We start from the raw sequence: 14796 nt of genomic DNA on the forward strand, positions 1-14796 counted from the left end.
ATGGCCTTCTCCAGGGCTCCTGTCCTACTTTTCTTCCCGAACATCACACGAATGGAGTAATGCGGCAGCCTTGTGGCGGCTACATAACTCTGCGAAGTTGGCAATGCTCTCCTTGATCGGCTCCCACGCACTCCCCGATCCAGCGAGAGCGAGGAACGCGGTTCAGCTCCCCCAACGAACCGCACCCCGCCGGGTCCAGGGTGCCCCCCGCCCTCACGACCCGTCAGGCGGGACCAACGTGGTGGGGCGGCTCGAGCTCGTGACTCCCCCTCTCTCCCGAGCCGCCCCCCTCGTGGGGGTTTTCTTTCTCTGACCGTGGTCGTTTTGCTCAGCGGCGCGAGTAGGGGAACCTGAGCGACTCCGTGGACTCCGCGCGCCACTCCTTATGTATGCCAATACGCGGCGTCGCGGCGTGCTCGCCACGGAGCCGCTCAGAACCCCCGGCGGTGCGGGTTGCTCAGGTGGGGCAACGAGAAAGCACCTTCGGTGCTTGCCTGACGGGGGTTGGGGTGCTTGCTTCTCAGTCTTCTTGCACCAGTTGTTTGAAGGGTTGGAGGTTGGCCAGGGATTCCCCTCGGGACTCGCGCCAGGCCCATTCCCTGCGGATGGCCGTGGCGAAGCCGAGTTCGAGGAGGGTGTTGAAGTCGCCGTCGGCCGCTTCCAGGACCTGGCCGAGGATCCTGTCCAGCTCTTCCTCGGTGACCGCGTGGAGACCGATCCGACCGACCAGGTAGATGTCGCCGGAGGAGTCGATCGTGTAGTGGACGCCGTAGAGCTTGGCGTTGCGGCGCAGCAGGTAGCGGTAGACGTCCTCGTGCGCCTCGTCCGGCTGCCTGCAGACGAACGCCTCGATCAGCAGGGCGTGCTCGGCGACGATGAGCCAGCAGTTGGTCTGCAGCTTCTTGGTGCCGGGCAGCGTCACGAAGAACCGGCCGCCGCCCTTGTCCTGGTAGCCGAGCTCGTTGGCCTCCAGCGTGGACGTGATGACCTGCTCGGGGCTCACGCCGTCACCTCCTCGATCCGCAGACTCCGGTGGAAGGCCAGTTTGGCCTGCGCGTAGGCGTCGAGCAGCGACTCGGTCGTGCGCGTCCAGGAGAACGTGGTCGCGTGCTCGCGCGCGTTGCTCGCCAACCGCTCCCGCAAGCCGCGGTCCAGCACGACCGAACCGAGCGCGTCGGCCCACCGCCCGGTGCGGTGCCCGTCGACCAGCAGTCCCGAAACACCGTCGCGGACCGCGACCGGCAGACCGCCGACCGCCGCCGCCACGACCGGGGTGCCGCAGGCCTGCGCCTCCAGCGCGACCAGGCCGAACGACTCGTTGTGGCTGGGCACCGCCACCACGTCGGCGGCCCGGTAGACCTGCGCGAGCTCCGCGCCGCCGCGCGGCGGGAGGAAGCGCACCACGTCGTCGATGCCCAGGTCCACCGCCAGCTGCTGCAGCGCCCGGGGCCGCTCCAAACCGCTGCCGGACGGTCCGCCGACGACCAGCACGACCAGCCGTTCGCGCAGCTCCGGACGACGGCCCAGCAGCTCGGCGGCCGCGCGCAGCAGCACGTCCGGGGCCTTCAGCGGCTGGATCCGGCCGATGAACGCCAGCACCAGCGCGTCCGCCGGAACACCCAGCCGCTCGCGGGCGGCGGCACCGTCGCCGGGCGCGAAGACCTCCAGGTCCACACCCGGCGGGATGGTCGCGACCGCATCGGGATCGGCGTCGTAGCGGTCGACGAGATCGGTGGCCTCGAACTCGGTGTTGGCGACCAGCATGTCGGCCTGATCGACGATCTGCTCCTCGCCCAGCACGCGGACCCGCGGCTCCGGCGAATCCCCTTCGGCGAGGTTGGCGTTCTTGACCTTCGCCAGGGTGTGCGCGGTGTGCACCAGCGGCACGCCCCAGCGCTCCCGCGCCAGCCAGCCGACCTGCCCGGACAGCCAGTAGTGCGAGTGCACGAGGTCGTAGTAGCCGGGTTCGTGCCGGGCTTCCACCCGCAGCGCGCCGGCGGCGAACGCGCACAGCTGCGAGGGGAGGTCGTTCTTGTCCAGGCCCTCGAACGGCCCCGCCACCACGTTGCGGACCAGCACCCCGGGGGCCAGTTCCGCGATCGGCGGGATGTCGGAGGAGGTCGCGCGGGTGAAGATCTCCACCTCGGTGCCGAGCTCGGCCAACCGGCGGGAGGTCTGGGCGATGTAGACGTTCATCCCGCCGGCGTCACCGGTACCGGGCTGCTCCAGCGGGGAGGTGTGCAACGAGAAGACGGCGGCGCGGCGAGGCCGCATGCGTAATGTCCTGGAAGTCATCTGCTGCCCTCGCAAGCCGGTCCGCCCGAGTCGTTCGGACGCTGATCAACTCCGACATCGCGCGCCGCGGAAACATTCCCGTCGAGCCGGCGAAACCTCGGAGCCAACGCTCGACGCTACCGCCAAGGGGCGGCGAAGCCCTCCACTCCGCCGCCCCTCGGTGGCTTCCATCACAGCGGTTCTCCGGTCAACCGCGACGCAGAACGAACGCACCGACTACAGAGCGGACTTCGCCTTCCACTGGTCCCAGGTGAGGATCCAGTCGTAGACGTCGTAGCGGGGCTCCATCGCACTGGCCGAGCCCGTGACCTCGACCGGGTCGCCCAGCAGGGCGCTGTCGTAGTAGGTCTTGGCGTCGGCGGCGCTGAGGTTGATGCAGCCGTGCGAGTTGTTCACCTTGCCCAGAGCGGCGGCGTTCTCCTGGTTCTCGTGGATGAACTCGCCGTGGTTGGAGAACCGAGCGGCCCAGGTCTTGCGCACGTCGTGGTAGCCGTAGCGCGGGTTGTCCATGATCTCGACCGGGTTCTTCTGCATCACGATGTAGGTGCCGTTCGGGGTGTTGCGCCCCGGGTCGTACTCCTCGCCGAAGCTGGCCGGGTAGCTGGCGACCTGCTGCCCGTCCCGCATCACGACCATCTGGTGGGTGCCCACCGCGGCCTTGACGATCTGCGCGCGGCCGATGTCGAACTCGCTGGTCAGGTCGGCCAGGCCGTAGACGCCGTTGCCGTAGGGCACGCCGTAGAGATCGGCCTTGACGGTCACGTGGGTGTTGGCCGGCCAGTACTCCTTGGGCCGGTAGTCGACCTGCTTGTCCGACAGCCACGCCCACGAGCCCTCGACCGGCCTGGAGGTCTGCACGCTCAGCGCGCGCTCGGCCGCCGCCTTGTCCTTGACCGGCTCGTCGAACTTGACGCTGATCGGCATCGCGACGCCGACCTGGGCGTCATCGGTCGGGTTCACGGTCGCCCGGACCGTCTTCTTCGGCTGCACGGTCCGGAAGGAGCCCTGCACCGGCGCCTTCTTCCCGTCGGTGCCGACGGCCTGGCCCGACCAGGTGTAGTCCTTGCCGTAACCGAGCGCCTCGGAGGCCTGCCACGTCTTGCCGTCCGCGGACAGCTGCCCTGCGACGGCCTTGCCGTCGGCGTTGGTCAGCTGGACGGATTCGAAGCGGCCCTGCTCGACCGCGGCCTTGATCGGAGCGGTCGGACTGACCTCGCCCGCACCGGCACCCGGTTCGAAGTGGACCGCGGCGACCGGCGGAGCGGGTTCGGACCGGCCCGGCGGTTGCGCGGAACAGCCCGAGATCAGCAGGACGGCCGCCAGCGCCCCCAACAACACGCGCCACGGCAGCCGCATCACACCACTCACTTTGAAGAATCCTCTCTGAAATTGAGTCAAACCATGACGAAAGGGACATCGCCGAAAAAGCGGGAACCGGCCCACTTCTCCTTCAGCCGACGGTTTTCCCTCGCCCCCACCAAGAGAGACGTGCGAGGGACCGAAAAGATGTCCGAACCTCGCTGTGCATCGCATCACAAACGCTGAACCGCACGTCAACCGGCCCGAAATGCGCGCATTCCGCGCGAATGCCGTTCGGCCGGAAAAGCGAAGACAATTCGCGCGAAATACTGCTCACACGCCGAGCGGCTGCGATTGCGGATTGAGCCGGACGTCGAGTTCGGCGAGAACGTCGCCGATGGGCGTCGCGTAACCGATCGCGCCGCCGGAAGCACCCGCGACGTGCAGGCCCACAAGCCGGCCGCCCGGGTCGAGGACCGCCGCGCCCGCGTCACCGGGACCGCAGAAGCGCGGCCGGTCGGTGGCGATGCGGATCTGCTCGCGCAGCACCCGCACTCCCAGCGCCTCGCCGTGGTCCACGCGGATGGTGGCGTCGACCGAGGTCACGAAGCCGTCGGTGAGACCGGTGCCGAAACCGTGCTTGCGGACCAGCTCACCCGGGTACGCGCGAGCGCGGCCGGTCACCGGCCCCAGCCCGCCGACCTCGGGGGACGCCGCCAGGCCCGGGACGAGGCTGACCGCGGCGGCATCGACCCGGCCGGACAGCGCCGCCCGCGCGAGCTCGGCGTGCACCCTCCCGCTGTCGGCGTCGGCCATCCGGTCACCCACCGACCAGGCGTCGTCCAGACAGCCGACGTCGAAGGTAGTCAACCCCATCGGCTCGGCGGAATCGCTGGTCACGAGCACTCCGAGGGTGCCGACGCGGCGGTACTCGCCGGACTCCAGCCGGACCGCTCGGCAGGGCGCCAGACCGCTGCCTCCGCGCACCGCCCGAGTCGGGCATCCCGCGCTGCCGCCGTCGGAGCCGATGGTCCGGGTGGGCCACCGCAGCGGTTCGCCGCACGCGCGGTGGATGTGCTGCAGGACCGGCTGCTCCTCGACGACGTCGGTGGGGATGCCGAAGACCTCCTCGGGCACGCAGTCGTCGCGGCCGAGGGCGTCCCGCGGCCGCTTGCCCGCGACCGACACGACGATGACCTGCTCCCGGAGGCGGGCGCCCGCGCGCGTCCTGCTGCCGATGTCCACGCCCGTCACGCCGGGCAGATCGAGCAGCTGATCTTCGACCGCGCGCTTGATCGGGCGGATCACCGCCCGATCCCGGAGTTCCCTGATGCTCAACATGGTGGCCCCCTCCACCCACACCATTTAACACTCAGGGTTATCGATCGGTCACTAAGCGTCACCCTTACGGCCGCTAGTCAGATCTCGCAGTCGACCATGACCGGCTCGGGAACGAGGGTGACGCCGAACGCCGAGCGCACGCCGTCGCGGACCTCGCGGGCGAGTTCCAGCAGATCAGCGGTGGTGGCGCCGCCCCGGTTGGTCAGCGCCAGCGTGTGCTTGGAGGACAGCCCGACGCGCCCGCCCGGACCGCTGTGGCCCTTGGCGAAGCCCGCGCGCTCGATCAGCCAGGCCGCCGACAGCTTCCCGCCGCCCGCCGCCGGGTACTGCGGGATCCGCTGGTCCGCGCCGACCTGCGCGGCGATGCGCGCGATCACGTCCGGCAGTTCGGCCTCGGCGATGATCGGGTTGGTGAAGAACGAACCCGCGCTCCAGGTGTCGTGATCGGCGGGGTCGAGCACCATCCCCTTGCCGCGCCGCAGTTCCAGCACCGCGTGCCGCGCCTTCGCCGCGTCGACCCGCTCACCGGGCTCGACGCCCAGGGCGCGGGCGAGCTCGGCGTAGCGGATCGGCGCCGACAGCCCGCTGTCGTGCAGCTGGAAGCGGGCGCGCAGCACCACTGCGGCGTCGCTGTGCTTGAGCACGCTGTTGCGGTAGGTCAGCCCCAGGTCGGCGGCCCGCACGGTGCGCACCCGCCCGGTCGCCCGGTCCAGCAGGTCCACCGAGACCAGCAGCTCGGAGACCTCCACGCCGTAAGCGCCGACGTTCTGCACCGGGGTCGCGCCGGCCAGGCCCGGGATGCCGGAGAGGCATTCCAGCCCGCCCAAGCCCTGCTCGACCGAGTCGGCGACCACGTCGTCCCAGTCCTCGCCCGCCTCCGCGGTGAGCTGGACGATCCCGTCGCCGACGTTGTCGTACTCGCGGCCCTTGGTGGCGATGCGCACGGCGTGTCCGTCGAAGCCCTCATCGGCGACGACCAGGTTGGACCCGCCGCCGAGCACCAGCAGCCGGTGGCCGTTCCCGTCGGCCGCGCGGACCGCGTCGATCAGCGCGTCGTCGCTGGTGGCGACCACCAGACCGGTCGCCGGGCCACCGAGTCGCAGGGTGGTGAACTCGGCCAGCGGCGACCCACCGCCCGGCCGCTCACCAGGCAGGGCAGTGTTCTCGCGCACTTCTTCGGCACCGGACATAGAGGCACTCACGATTGCCAAAGGTAACCTCCGCTGCATGGCACGCCGCATCGAGCACCGCAGCACCTCCGAACGGTCCGCCGTCGAGGTGTACCGGGCGCTGATCGATTCCGATTACCTCGCAGCCCGGTTGGAGGAGCTCGGCGGCTCCACCGCGACCCTCGTGCAGCACGTGGGCACCGAGGACGGCGCGCGCTTCCAGACCCGCCAGGGCGTCCCCGTCGACAAGCTGCCGTCGCTGGCCCGCACGGTCGTCGGCGGTGACCTGCTCATCGACCGCAGCGAGTCCTGGCGGCGCGAGGAGGACGGCCACTACACGGGCGAGATCGCCGCGGAGGTCGCCGGAGCGCCGTGCTCGATCACCGGCTCGATGTGGCTGCGCGACATCGTGGCGCCGACCGGCACCGCGGTCAGCGAACTCGTCGTGGAGGGCTCGGTCAAGGTCACCGTCCCGTTCGTCTCCGGCAAGCTCGAAGACCTCGTCGTCGACCAGGTGCAGAAGATGCTGGTCGACGAGGACAACTTCACCGCCGCCTGGCTGGTCCAGCACGGCTGATGAGCGCTGCGACGTCCCGCCGCGCGGCGGTGGGGGAAACCCGCTCGGGCGCTCACCTCGAAGCCCCGCCGCTCCCGCGATGAACGTCCCGAAGAAGCGCAATCCCCGGCTCGCCGCAGGTCGCGCCCGCGCGATGGGCGTGCCGACGCGCGGCACGACCAACCCGAACCGGCTGCGCCGCATCGACCGCTGGATCGCAGGCACCCCGTGGGTGGCGCGCGCGGTGCGCCACGCCGTCGAGCCGGTCGTCATCGACCTCGGCTACGGCGCCACCCCGACGACCACCGTCGAGCTCGCGCAGCGGCTGTCCGGACTGCACCCGCGGTTGCGGGTCGTCGGCCTGGAGATCGACCCCGATCGGGTGGCGGCGGGCAAGGCCGTGGCCGATCCGCCCCGACTGGAATTCCGGCGCGGCGGCTTCGAACTCGCCGGGCTCGCGGCGGGCATCCGCGACTTCCCGGGCCCCGCGCTGATCCGCGCGCTCAACGTGCTGCGCCAGTACACCGAACCCGAGGCGTGGAAGGCCTGGGACGAGGTGTGCTCCCGGCTGGCACCGGGCGGACTGCTCGTCGAAGGCACCTGCGACGAGATCGGCCGCCGCTGCTGCTGGGTGACGCTCACCCGGGAAGGGCCCCGCACGCTCACCCTGGCCTGCCTGCCCTCCGACATCGACAAGCCCTCCGACCTGGCCGAACGCCTGCCCAAGACGCTGATCCACCGCAACGTCCCCGGTGAACGGATCCACGATCTGCTCAGCGACCTCGACGTCTGCTGGGCGAAGGCCGCGCCGCACGCCACCTTCGGTCCCCGAGCCCGCTGGGCGCACGCGGCGCGCCTGTTCGCCGAGCGGTGGCCGGTCCTCGACCGGCACCCCCGCTGGCGCCTCGGCGAGCTCACCGTCCCCTGGACGGCGGTCGCCCCGCAGGTGTGAGATTTCCGTTTCGCACCACGGGCTCAGCACCTTTAATGGGGGCATGGATCTCGACTTCCACCTCGACGCGTTCCACGAGCAGGCGGAGGCGTTCCGCCGCGCGGTGCTCAAGGCCGGCCCGGACGTCGCCGTGCCCACCTGCCCGGGCTGGGACGTCCGGCGGCTGACCGGGCACGTCGCGCAGGCCTACTGGCGGGCGCGGGAGTCGCTGAAGCTCGAACGCGGCGGCAGCAGACCGCGAGCACCCGAAGCGCCGGCGGATTTCGACGCCGCGCTGTCCTGGTGGGACGAACTCCGCACCGACCTGCGCACCCAGCTGTCCACGGTGGACCCCGACCTCCCGGTGTACGCGATCTTCGCCGGCGGGACCCCGGCCGGGTGGGCGCGCCGGGTCGCGCACGAGACCGCGATCCACCGGCTCGACGTCGAACTCGTCCTCGGCCAGGGCGGCGACCTGGTCTTCGACCCCGAGCTGGCGGCCGACGGCATCGACGAGATGCTGACGAAGCTGCTGCCGCTGGGCGACTGGACGACTCGCGAGCACCGCGGCACAGTGCTGTACCACGCGGCCGACGCCGGTCGGGCCTGGCTGGTGACCTACCGGCCGGGCGAACCGCCCACGACGGGCGCTCCGTCGGACGCCGGGCTGGAAACCGACGCGACCGCGGCGGGCACCGCCGACGCCCTCTACCGCCGGGTGTGGGGACGTCCTAGTTCGGCGCTGGTCACCGGGGACGCGGCACTCGCCGGAGTGGCGGCCGGACGCTGATGTAACCCACCCCACCTGCGACAATCATGGTCGTGAGCTCTTCCGAACGCCGCTTCGTCATCAGCCTCGGCTGCCCCGACCGCACCGGGATCGTCGCCCGGGTCTCCGGATTCCTGGCCGAGTTCGGCGGCTGGATCGTCGAGGCCGGTCACCACACCGACACCGCGACCGGCTGGTTCTTCACCCGGCAGGAGGTGCGCGCGGACTCGCTGCCCTTCGGCATCGACGAGCTGCGCGAACGCTTCGCGGCCGTCGCGGAGGAGCTCAGCGACCGCGCGGAGTGGCGGGTCTGGGACACCGGTGAGCGGCGGCGGGTCGTCGTGCTGGTGTCGAAGGAGGCGCACTGCCTGCACGACCTGCTGGGCCGCGTCGGGTCCGGGGAGCTGGACGTCGAGCTGTGCGCGGTGATCGGCAACCACCCGGAGCTCGGGCCGATCACCGAGGCGCACGGCATCCCGTTCCACCACGTGCCCTTCAGCAAGGACCCCGAATCCAAGGCCGCCGCGTTCGATCAGGTCAGGGCACTGGCGGAGGAGCACGACCCGCACGCGATCGTGCTGGCGCGGTTCATGCAGGTGCTGCCGCCGGAGCTGTGCGACCGGTGGGCGGGCAAGGCCATCAACATCCACCACAGCTTCCTGCCCTCGTTCGCGGGCGCCCGGCCGTACCACCAGGCGTACGAGCGCGGCGTGAAGCTGATCGGCGCGACCTGCCACTACGTGACGGCGGAGCTCGACGCGGGCCCGATCATCGAGCAGGGCGTGATCCGCATCGACCACACCGACGACGTCACCGACATGGTCCGCAAGGGCCGCGACATCGAGAAGATGGTCCTGGCCCGCGGTCTGCGCGCGCACGTGGAGGACCGGGTCCTGGTCCACGGCAAGCGCACCGTCGTCTTCTGAGCCACGCCTTCGCGTCTCGCGGAACGTAGCCAGCGGGTCGTTCTGGTCCGAGTGGTTCGGACCAGAACCGCCCAGGGGCGAACCGCAGTTCAGCAGCGGCCGAGGGGCATCAGCGGGCGAGGTCTTCGACGAGCTCCGCTCCGGGCAGCGCGGTGAGGGCGTCCGCCGGGGTGACGATCTTGCTCCGGCGCAGGCCGCTCCCGACGACGACCGCGCCCGCCTCGACCACCCTCGGGTCGATCAAGATCGGCCACGAGTCCGGGAGCCCGAACGGGGTGATCCCGCCGTACTCCATGCCGGTGAGCGACACCGCCTCGTCCATCGGCGCGAAGGACGCCTTGCGCACGTCGAGGCGGCGCTTGACCACGCCGTTGACGTCGGCGCGGGTGGTGGCCAGCACGACGCAGGCCGCGTAGCGGACCTCGCCGGAGCGCTTGCCCGCGACCACCACGCAGTTGGCCGACCGCTCCAGCGGCGACCCGTACTCCTCGCAGAACGCGGCGGTGTCGGCGAGCTCCGGGTCGATCTCGGTGGCACCGACCCGGTCGTCACCGAGCGAGCGCACGACCTCGGCGACCGGGTCGGCCAGCAGGTCGAGCCGTTCCAGCGCCGTCGTGACTTCCAGCTTTCCCGCGGCAGCGGACCAATCGAAACCCATGGTCGCCCACGATAGAGCGCTCAGCGCAGGAAGTTCGTCAGCAGGTCCCGCAGCTGCCTGCGGTGGGTGAGCATCGGAGCCCGCGATTCCAGCAGCTCCAGCCGCGCGGAGCGGAACGCCGCAGCGGTCGCCTTCGCCGCCGAGGCGGGATGCATCGGGTCGTCGGTGGCGCCGATGACCAGGACCTCCGCGACCGCGTCCGACAGCGCGCCCGCGTCGGGGACCGGGACCTGCTCGGGCAGGTCGCGCAGCGCCTCGGGGAGCCGGGACAGCGCCCGGGCCCGCTGGTCGAGGTGGTCGCCGACCTCGACGCCCGGCGGGATCTCCGCGGCCAGCACCTCGTGCAGGCTCGCCCCGCCGTCGTCAGCGGCGACCGCTGCCGCCAGGCGCTCGTAGGCCCAGGCCGCAGCGGGTTCGCGGGGACGGTCCAGAGCGGCCGGGAGCAGCAGCGCCAAGCGCTCGAAGCGGTCCGGGCGTTCGGCGGCGATGCGGGTCAGAGCACCCGCGCCGAGCGAGACGCCGACGGCCTGGGTCGCGCCGACCTCGTCGGCGACCGCGAGCACGTCGGAAGCGACCGAACCGTAGTTCCAGTAGCCGGCCGGGGCGTCCGGCGCGGAGCCGTGGCCGGGCAGGGTCACCACGACCCGGGTGCCGCGCAGCCCGGAAGCGGGAATGCGCGCCTCGCCCTCGGTCGCACCGAGTCCGTGCACGACCAGCGTCACCGGGGTGCCGTTGCCGAGCACCCGCCAGCGGGCGTGCACTACCAGGACCGCCCCTGGACTTCCCTCACCTTGGGACGGACGTCGACGATGTAGACGAGGGCGGCCACCAGACCGGCGATCCAGATGATCCCGTAGGGGCCGCGCATGTCGAGGATCAGCAGGAGCGCGGCGGCACCGGTGATCCCCATCCAGGCCAGCTTGTTCAGCTTGTCCGCGGCCGTGAAGGCATCCGCGCGCTGCAGCGCGGCGTGCACGAACGCGAACACACCGACCGGGATGCCCACGACCCAGATGACAGTCAGGATCCACCAGTACAGCGGCATTCCGCTCGAAAAACCCACGTTCCCCACCTTACGTGCTAGTCAACGCGGAAAGCACCCACCTTCACAGCGACCGGTCCCGGCACCCGCATCGGGTACCGGGACCGGTGTTCGCGGTGATCAGTTGCCGCTGGTCTTGGTGGTGGTCGACTTCTTGGCGGCGGGGGTGGCCTTGGGGGCCGTCGCCTTGGCCGCCGGGGTGGCCTTCGCCGCAGCCGGCTTGGGCGCGGGCTGCTCAGCGGCGGGCTTCTCGGTGGCGGTCTCGGTCTGGACCGTCTCGGACTGGGCGGTCTCCGCCTTGGTGGACTCGGCCTGGGCGGTCTCGGTCTTCGGAGCCTCGGCCTCGTCCTTGGCGAAGGTGCGGGTGACCCTGCCCAGCACGTCGTCGGCCAGGCCGCGCACGTCGCCGACGGTGTCCTCGACCCGGCCCTGAGCGGTGCCGACCTGCTCGCGGACCTTCTTCACCTGCGAGGAGTCCTGCAGCTTCTTGAAGGTCTCCTCGCCGTGCTCGCTGAGCTGGTCGTAGATCTTCTTGGCGGTCTCGCCGTAGGTCTCCAGCTGCTTGCGGACCTCGGACGGGTCCAGCTTGGCCTTGAACTCGCTGAAGTCCTTGGGCAGCTCGGCCTTGGCGGACTCGGTGCGCTCGTTGACCTGGGTGCGGAACTTGTTCACGGCGTCCAGCACGGCCTGCGCGGCGAGGTCACCGGCGCCGAGAGCGGCCAGCAGCGGGGTGCGGGCCTGATCGACGCCGTCCTTGAAGGCCTTGTTGACGTCGTCGGTCTTGGGGAAAGTCGGCATCTCGCGATTCACTCCTCGGGTTGGTGGGTGTTCCCGTTGGCGTCCCCGTCCTCCGCCGCGTCCTGCTCGCGACGGAACGAGGAGTAGATGTCCAGGAGGACTTGTTTCTGCCGCTCGTTGAGCTCCGGGTCGGCGAGGACGGCGTCGACCACGGGCCCGGACTCGCGGCTTTCCAGGATTCCGGCCTGCACGTAGAGGGCCTCGGCGGAAATCCTCAGCCCCTTGGCGATCTGCTGCAGGATTTCCGCGCTCGGCTTGCGCAGTCCGCGTTCCACCTGGCTCAGATACGGGTTGGACACGCCGGCCAGCTTCGCCAGCTGTCGCAACGAGATCTGCGCGTTGTTGCGTTGGGTCCGGATGTAGCTCCCGAGGTCGCTGACCGCCTGGTTCACGGCTTTGGGGACGGCTTTGTCCATGCGTTCCATCGGGCACCTCTCCGGCTCACGACCCACCATAACGCCGAGTGCTAACTCTTGCAAGCACCCAGCTAACACCCTGCTGCGCTCGGTCGACAAGCCTACTGAGCTGCGCACATGCAGAAGGGGTGACCTTCTGGATCGACGTAAACCCGAAAGCTCGCGTCGAGCTGGTCGGGCGGCTGCGGCAGCTGCACCGCACCGGCGCCGATCGCCCGCTCGTGACCCTCGTCGAGCGTGTCCACCCGGACGTCGAGGTGCGCCATCTGCGGAACCTCCCGATCGGGCCAGGTCGACGGCCGGTGATCGGGGTCGAGCTGGAAGGCCAGCGGGGCGCCACCAGCGGGATCGGCGAGCTCCACCCAGCGATCCCCGGACTCCTCCTCGTCGATCTGCCAGCCCAGCAGCCGCCCGTAGAACTCGGCGAGCCGACGCGGGTCGGCGCAGTCGATCGCGTACGCGGCGAGCTTCAACGCACTCATCGAACTCCCTCTCAAACCGGTCTCATCGTGTTGGTGGTTACTAACCGTCAAGAAGCAGAATGCTGGTTACAGGGGTCGGCCGCAACCCCCTACTGGCTTACGATGGTGTCCGTGAACAGCAGAGCTGTCGCTCCGGAAGTGGGCCGTGCGCCTGTGCTGGAGGCGGTCGAACTCGACTTCGACCACGACATCGAGCTAGTCCTGGCCTTCCTCAACACGTGCGACGCCGAGAAGGGCACCGAAGTCCTCGACGATCACGTCCGATGGCAGCGGTGGTGCACCGAACGCGGTCTGGTCGTGGCTTCCGAAGTCGAAGCCGCCCGCGAAATCCGAGACACGATGCGGTCGGCGGTGACCTACGGGATGCGCCCCTCCGGCCTGGCGAACACAACGTGGCCCGTGCAGATACAGCTGCGCAACGGCATCCCCTCGCTGGTCGGGGTGGACGCGCTGGGCAGCGTGCTGGTCGCCGCCACGCGGCTGGTGCACACCGAGCACTGGGACCGGATCAAGATCTGCCCGGCCGAGGACTGCCTGTGGGCGTTCTACGACCGATCGCGCAACAGATCGCGCACCTGGTGCTCGATGCGCGTCTGCGGCAACCGCGAGAAGGCCCGCTCCTGGCGTGAAAGGCACACGCCCGCTTGAGAACCCGCGCCGGCCTCACGACCACCGCTCGCAGGCGGTGCGTCAGAACAGCAGGTCCGAGATCGCGTAGATCGCCAGACCCGCGAGGGCTCCGACGACGGTGCCGTTGATGCGGATGAACTGCAGGTCGCGACCGACCTGCAGCTCGATCTTGCGCGAGGTCTCCTGGGCGTCCCAGCGCTCCACCGTGTCGGTGATCAGCGTGGTCAGCTCGTCGCGGTAGTTCGACACCACGTAGGTCACGGCGCCTTCCAGCCAGCCGTCGACCTTCTCCCGCAGCTCGGGCTCGGTGTGCAGCCGGGCGCCGAGCGAGCGCAGACCGTCCCGGACCCGCACGCGCAGCTCGCTGGAGGGGTCCTCCGCGGCGTCGAGCAGCATCTTCTTGGCCGTGCCCCACGCCGAGGACACCAGGTTCTGCACCTCGGGGTGCTCCAGCACCTGGTGCTTGATCTGCTCGGCCTTGGCCATCGTCTTCTCGTCGTGCTGCAGGTCGTGCGCGAACTCGACCAGGAAGCGGTCCACGGCCTGGCGCATCGGGTGCTCGGGGTCGGTCCGCACCGCCCACGCGAACGAGAGCACCTCGGCGTAGATCTTGTCGGCCAGCATCGCGTCGACGAACTTCGGCGACCACGACGGCGCACGCTGGCTGACCACCCGCAGCACGGTCTCGTGGTTGTCGCGCACCCAGTCGTAGGCGCGGTCGCAGACCAGGTCGACGAGCTTGTGGTGCGAGCCGTCGGTGAAGACCTGGCCCAGGATCCGCCCCAACGGCGGACCCCACTGCTGGTCGACCAACTTGCGCACGACACCGTGCTCGATGATCGCCTGCACGTCGTCGTCGCGGAGCACCTGAACGGCACCGCGCACGGCGGTGGCCAGCTCGGAGGTGACGCGCTCGGCGTGATCGGCGTCGTCGAGCCAGAGCCCGACCCGGCGGCTGATGCCCGCGCTGCGCAGCTTGTCCCGCACCACGTTCTCGGCGAGGAAGTTGGTGCCGACGAAGTCACCGAGGCTGCGGCCGATGGTGTCCTTGCGGGTCGGGATGATCGCGGTGTGCGGGATCGGCAGGCCCAGCGGGCGCCGGAACAGCGCGGTCACCGCGAACCAGTCCGCCAGCGCACCGACCATGCCCGCCTCCGCGGCGGCTCGGACGTAGCCCACCCACGGCCCGGCTCCGGCGGTCTCCTGCCAGCGAGCGAAGAAGTAGACCGCTGCCGCCACCAGCAGGAATGCGGTGGCGACGGTCTTCATCCGCCGAAGACTCCGGCGCTTTTCCGAGTCGGGAACCGATGAGGGGTGCACGCATCGATTGTTGCAGCGTTTCCGGGCGAACCGGGGCGAACGCGACCACGTGGCCTTGCTAACAGCAGCCACGACGACCCGGCGGAGCCGCCGCGAGCGGCTGTTCGGTGCGGACGGGCGTCGGCGAGGGCGCGTCGGCGCGCCCCCGGGTTCCACTGCGCAAG

Annotated in this window: 17 protein-coding genes; 5 read left to right on the forward strand and 12 right to left on the reverse strand. The window is 70.4% G+C overall.

Annotation, left to right across the window (positions count from 1 at the left end; genetic code table 11):
- Positions 1 to 520: 520 nt before the first annotated feature.
- The 5 genes from E1181_RS00435 to E1181_RS00455 all read right to left on the reverse strand — a co-directional run bounded on the left by E1181_RS00435 (position 521) and on the right by E1181_RS00455 (position 6125).
- Complete coding sequence (locus tag E1181_RS00435) at positions 521 to 1003, reverse strand: type III secretion system chaperone family protein (protein ID WP_132671839.1); 483 nt, start codon at positions 1001 to 1003, stop codon at positions 521 to 523.
- Positions 1000 to 2295 (reverse strand): D-inositol-3-phosphate glycosyltransferase, encoded by a 1296-nt coding sequence (gene mshA / locus E1181_RS00440; protein ID WP_132671840.1) that lies wholly within the window; start codon positions 2293 to 2295, stop codon positions 1000 to 1002. The genes E1181_RS00435 and mshA overlap by 4 nt, the downstream gene beginning before the upstream one ends.
- Positions 2296 to 2511: 216 nt before the next feature.
- Positions 2512 to 3651, reverse strand: coding sequence for a L,D-transpeptidase (locus E1181_RS00445; RefSeq protein ID WP_132672084.1), 1140 nt, complete (start codon positions 3649 to 3651; stop codon positions 2512 to 2514).
- A gap of 276 nt (positions 3652 to 3927) precedes the next feature.
- Entirely contained in the window at positions 3928 to 4935 is a 1008-nt protein-coding gene (locus E1181_RS00450; protein WP_132671841.1) for a chymotrypsin family serine protease, read from the reverse strand.
- Between the two features lie 77 nt (positions 4936 to 5012).
- Positions 5013 to 6125, reverse strand: coding sequence for a UDP-N-acetylmuramate dehydrogenase (locus E1181_RS00455; RefSeq protein WP_132672085.1), 1113 nt, complete (start codon positions 6123 to 6125; stop codon positions 5013 to 5015).
- Between the two features lie 37 nt (positions 6126 to 6162).
- On the opposite strand from E1181_RS00455, the gene E1181_RS00460 reads away from it, so the two are divergent.
- The 4 genes from E1181_RS00460 to purU all read left to right on the forward strand — a co-directional run bounded on the left by E1181_RS00460 (position 6163) and on the right by purU (position 9286).
- Positions 6163 to 6681: a DUF2505 domain-containing protein gene (locus E1181_RS00460; RefSeq protein ID WP_132671842.1), complete on the forward strand. Its 519-nt coding sequence runs from the start codon at positions 6163 to 6165 to the stop codon at positions 6679 to 6681.
- Positions 6682 to 6760: 79 nt separating this feature from the next.
- Complete coding sequence (locus tag E1181_RS00465) at positions 6761 to 7612, forward strand: methyltransferase domain-containing protein (RefSeq protein WP_132671843.1); 852 nt, start codon at positions 6761 to 6763, stop codon at positions 7610 to 7612.
- A gap of 43 nt (positions 7613 to 7655) precedes the next feature.
- Positions 7656 to 8381, forward strand: coding sequence for a maleylpyruvate isomerase family mycothiol-dependent enzyme (locus E1181_RS00470; RefSeq protein WP_132671844.1), 726 nt, complete (start codon positions 7656 to 7658; stop codon positions 8379 to 8381).
- A gap of 26 nt (positions 8382 to 8407) precedes the next feature.
- The gene (purU, locus tag E1181_RS00475; RefSeq protein ID WP_408008901.1) at positions 8408 to 9286 is read left to right on the forward strand and encodes a formyltetrahydrofolate deformylase; all 879 of its coding nucleotides are present in this window, start codon (positions 8408 to 8410) and stop codon (positions 9284 to 9286) included.
- Between the two features lie 109 nt (positions 9287 to 9395).
- On the opposite strand, the gene E1181_RS00480 is transcribed toward purU, so the two are convergent.
- From E1181_RS00480 to E1181_RS00505, 6 genes are all read right to left on the reverse strand, one after another.
- Positions 9396 to 9944 (reverse strand): YbaK/EbsC family protein, encoded by a 549-nt coding sequence (locus tag E1181_RS00480; protein ID WP_132671846.1) that lies wholly within the window; start codon positions 9942 to 9944, stop codon positions 9396 to 9398.
- 20 nt (positions 9945 to 9964) lie between these two features.
- Positions 9965 to 10705 carry an alpha/beta fold hydrolase gene (locus E1181_RS00485; protein WP_132671847.1) on the reverse strand — a complete coding sequence of 247 codons (741 nt, stop codon included), beginning with the start codon at positions 10703 to 10705 and terminating at the stop codon, positions 9965 to 9967.
- Positions 10705 to 10989, reverse strand: coding sequence for a DUF2516 family protein (locus E1181_RS00490; protein ID WP_132621619.1), 285 nt, complete (start codon positions 10987 to 10989; stop codon positions 10705 to 10707). Before E1181_RS00490 ends, E1181_RS00485 begins: the two co-directional genes overlap by 1 nt.
- Positions 10990 to 11106: 117 nt before the next feature.
- Positions 11107 to 11784, reverse strand: a complete 678-nt coding sequence (locus tag E1181_RS00495; protein ID WP_132671848.1) for a hypothetical protein — start codon at positions 11782 to 11784, stop codon at positions 11107 to 11109.
- 8 nt (positions 11785 to 11792) lie between these two features.
- A complete protein-coding gene (locus E1181_RS00500) occupies positions 11793 to 12209 on the reverse strand; it encodes a helix-turn-helix domain-containing protein (protein WP_132671849.1) in 417 nt (138 codons plus the stop codon).
- A 92-nt stretch (positions 12210 to 12301) separates the two neighbouring features.
- Positions 12302 to 12682, reverse strand: a complete 381-nt coding sequence (locus E1181_RS00505; RefSeq protein WP_207921946.1) for a VOC family protein — start codon at positions 12680 to 12682, stop codon at positions 12302 to 12304.
- A gap of 102 nt (positions 12683 to 12784) precedes the next feature.
- On the opposite strand from E1181_RS00505, the gene E1181_RS00510 reads away from it, so the two are divergent.
- Positions 12785 to 13330: a CGNR zinc finger domain-containing protein gene (locus E1181_RS00510; protein ID WP_132671851.1), complete on the forward strand. Its 546-nt coding sequence runs from the start codon at positions 12785 to 12787 to the stop codon at positions 13328 to 13330.
- A 42-nt stretch (positions 13331 to 13372) separates the two neighbouring features.
- On the opposite strand, the gene E1181_RS00515 is transcribed toward E1181_RS00510, so the two are convergent.
- Positions 13373 to 14581, reverse strand: coding sequence for a DUF445 domain-containing protein (locus tag E1181_RS00515; RefSeq protein ID WP_132671852.1), 1209 nt, complete (start codon positions 14579 to 14581; stop codon positions 13373 to 13375).
- Positions 14582 to 14796: the final 215 nt, after the last annotated feature.

It is taken from the genome of Saccharopolyspora terrae (assembly GCF_004348435.1).
GTDB classification, from domain to species: domain Bacteria; phylum Actinomycetota; class Actinomycetes; order Mycobacteriales; family Pseudonocardiaceae; genus Saccharopolyspora; species Saccharopolyspora endophytica.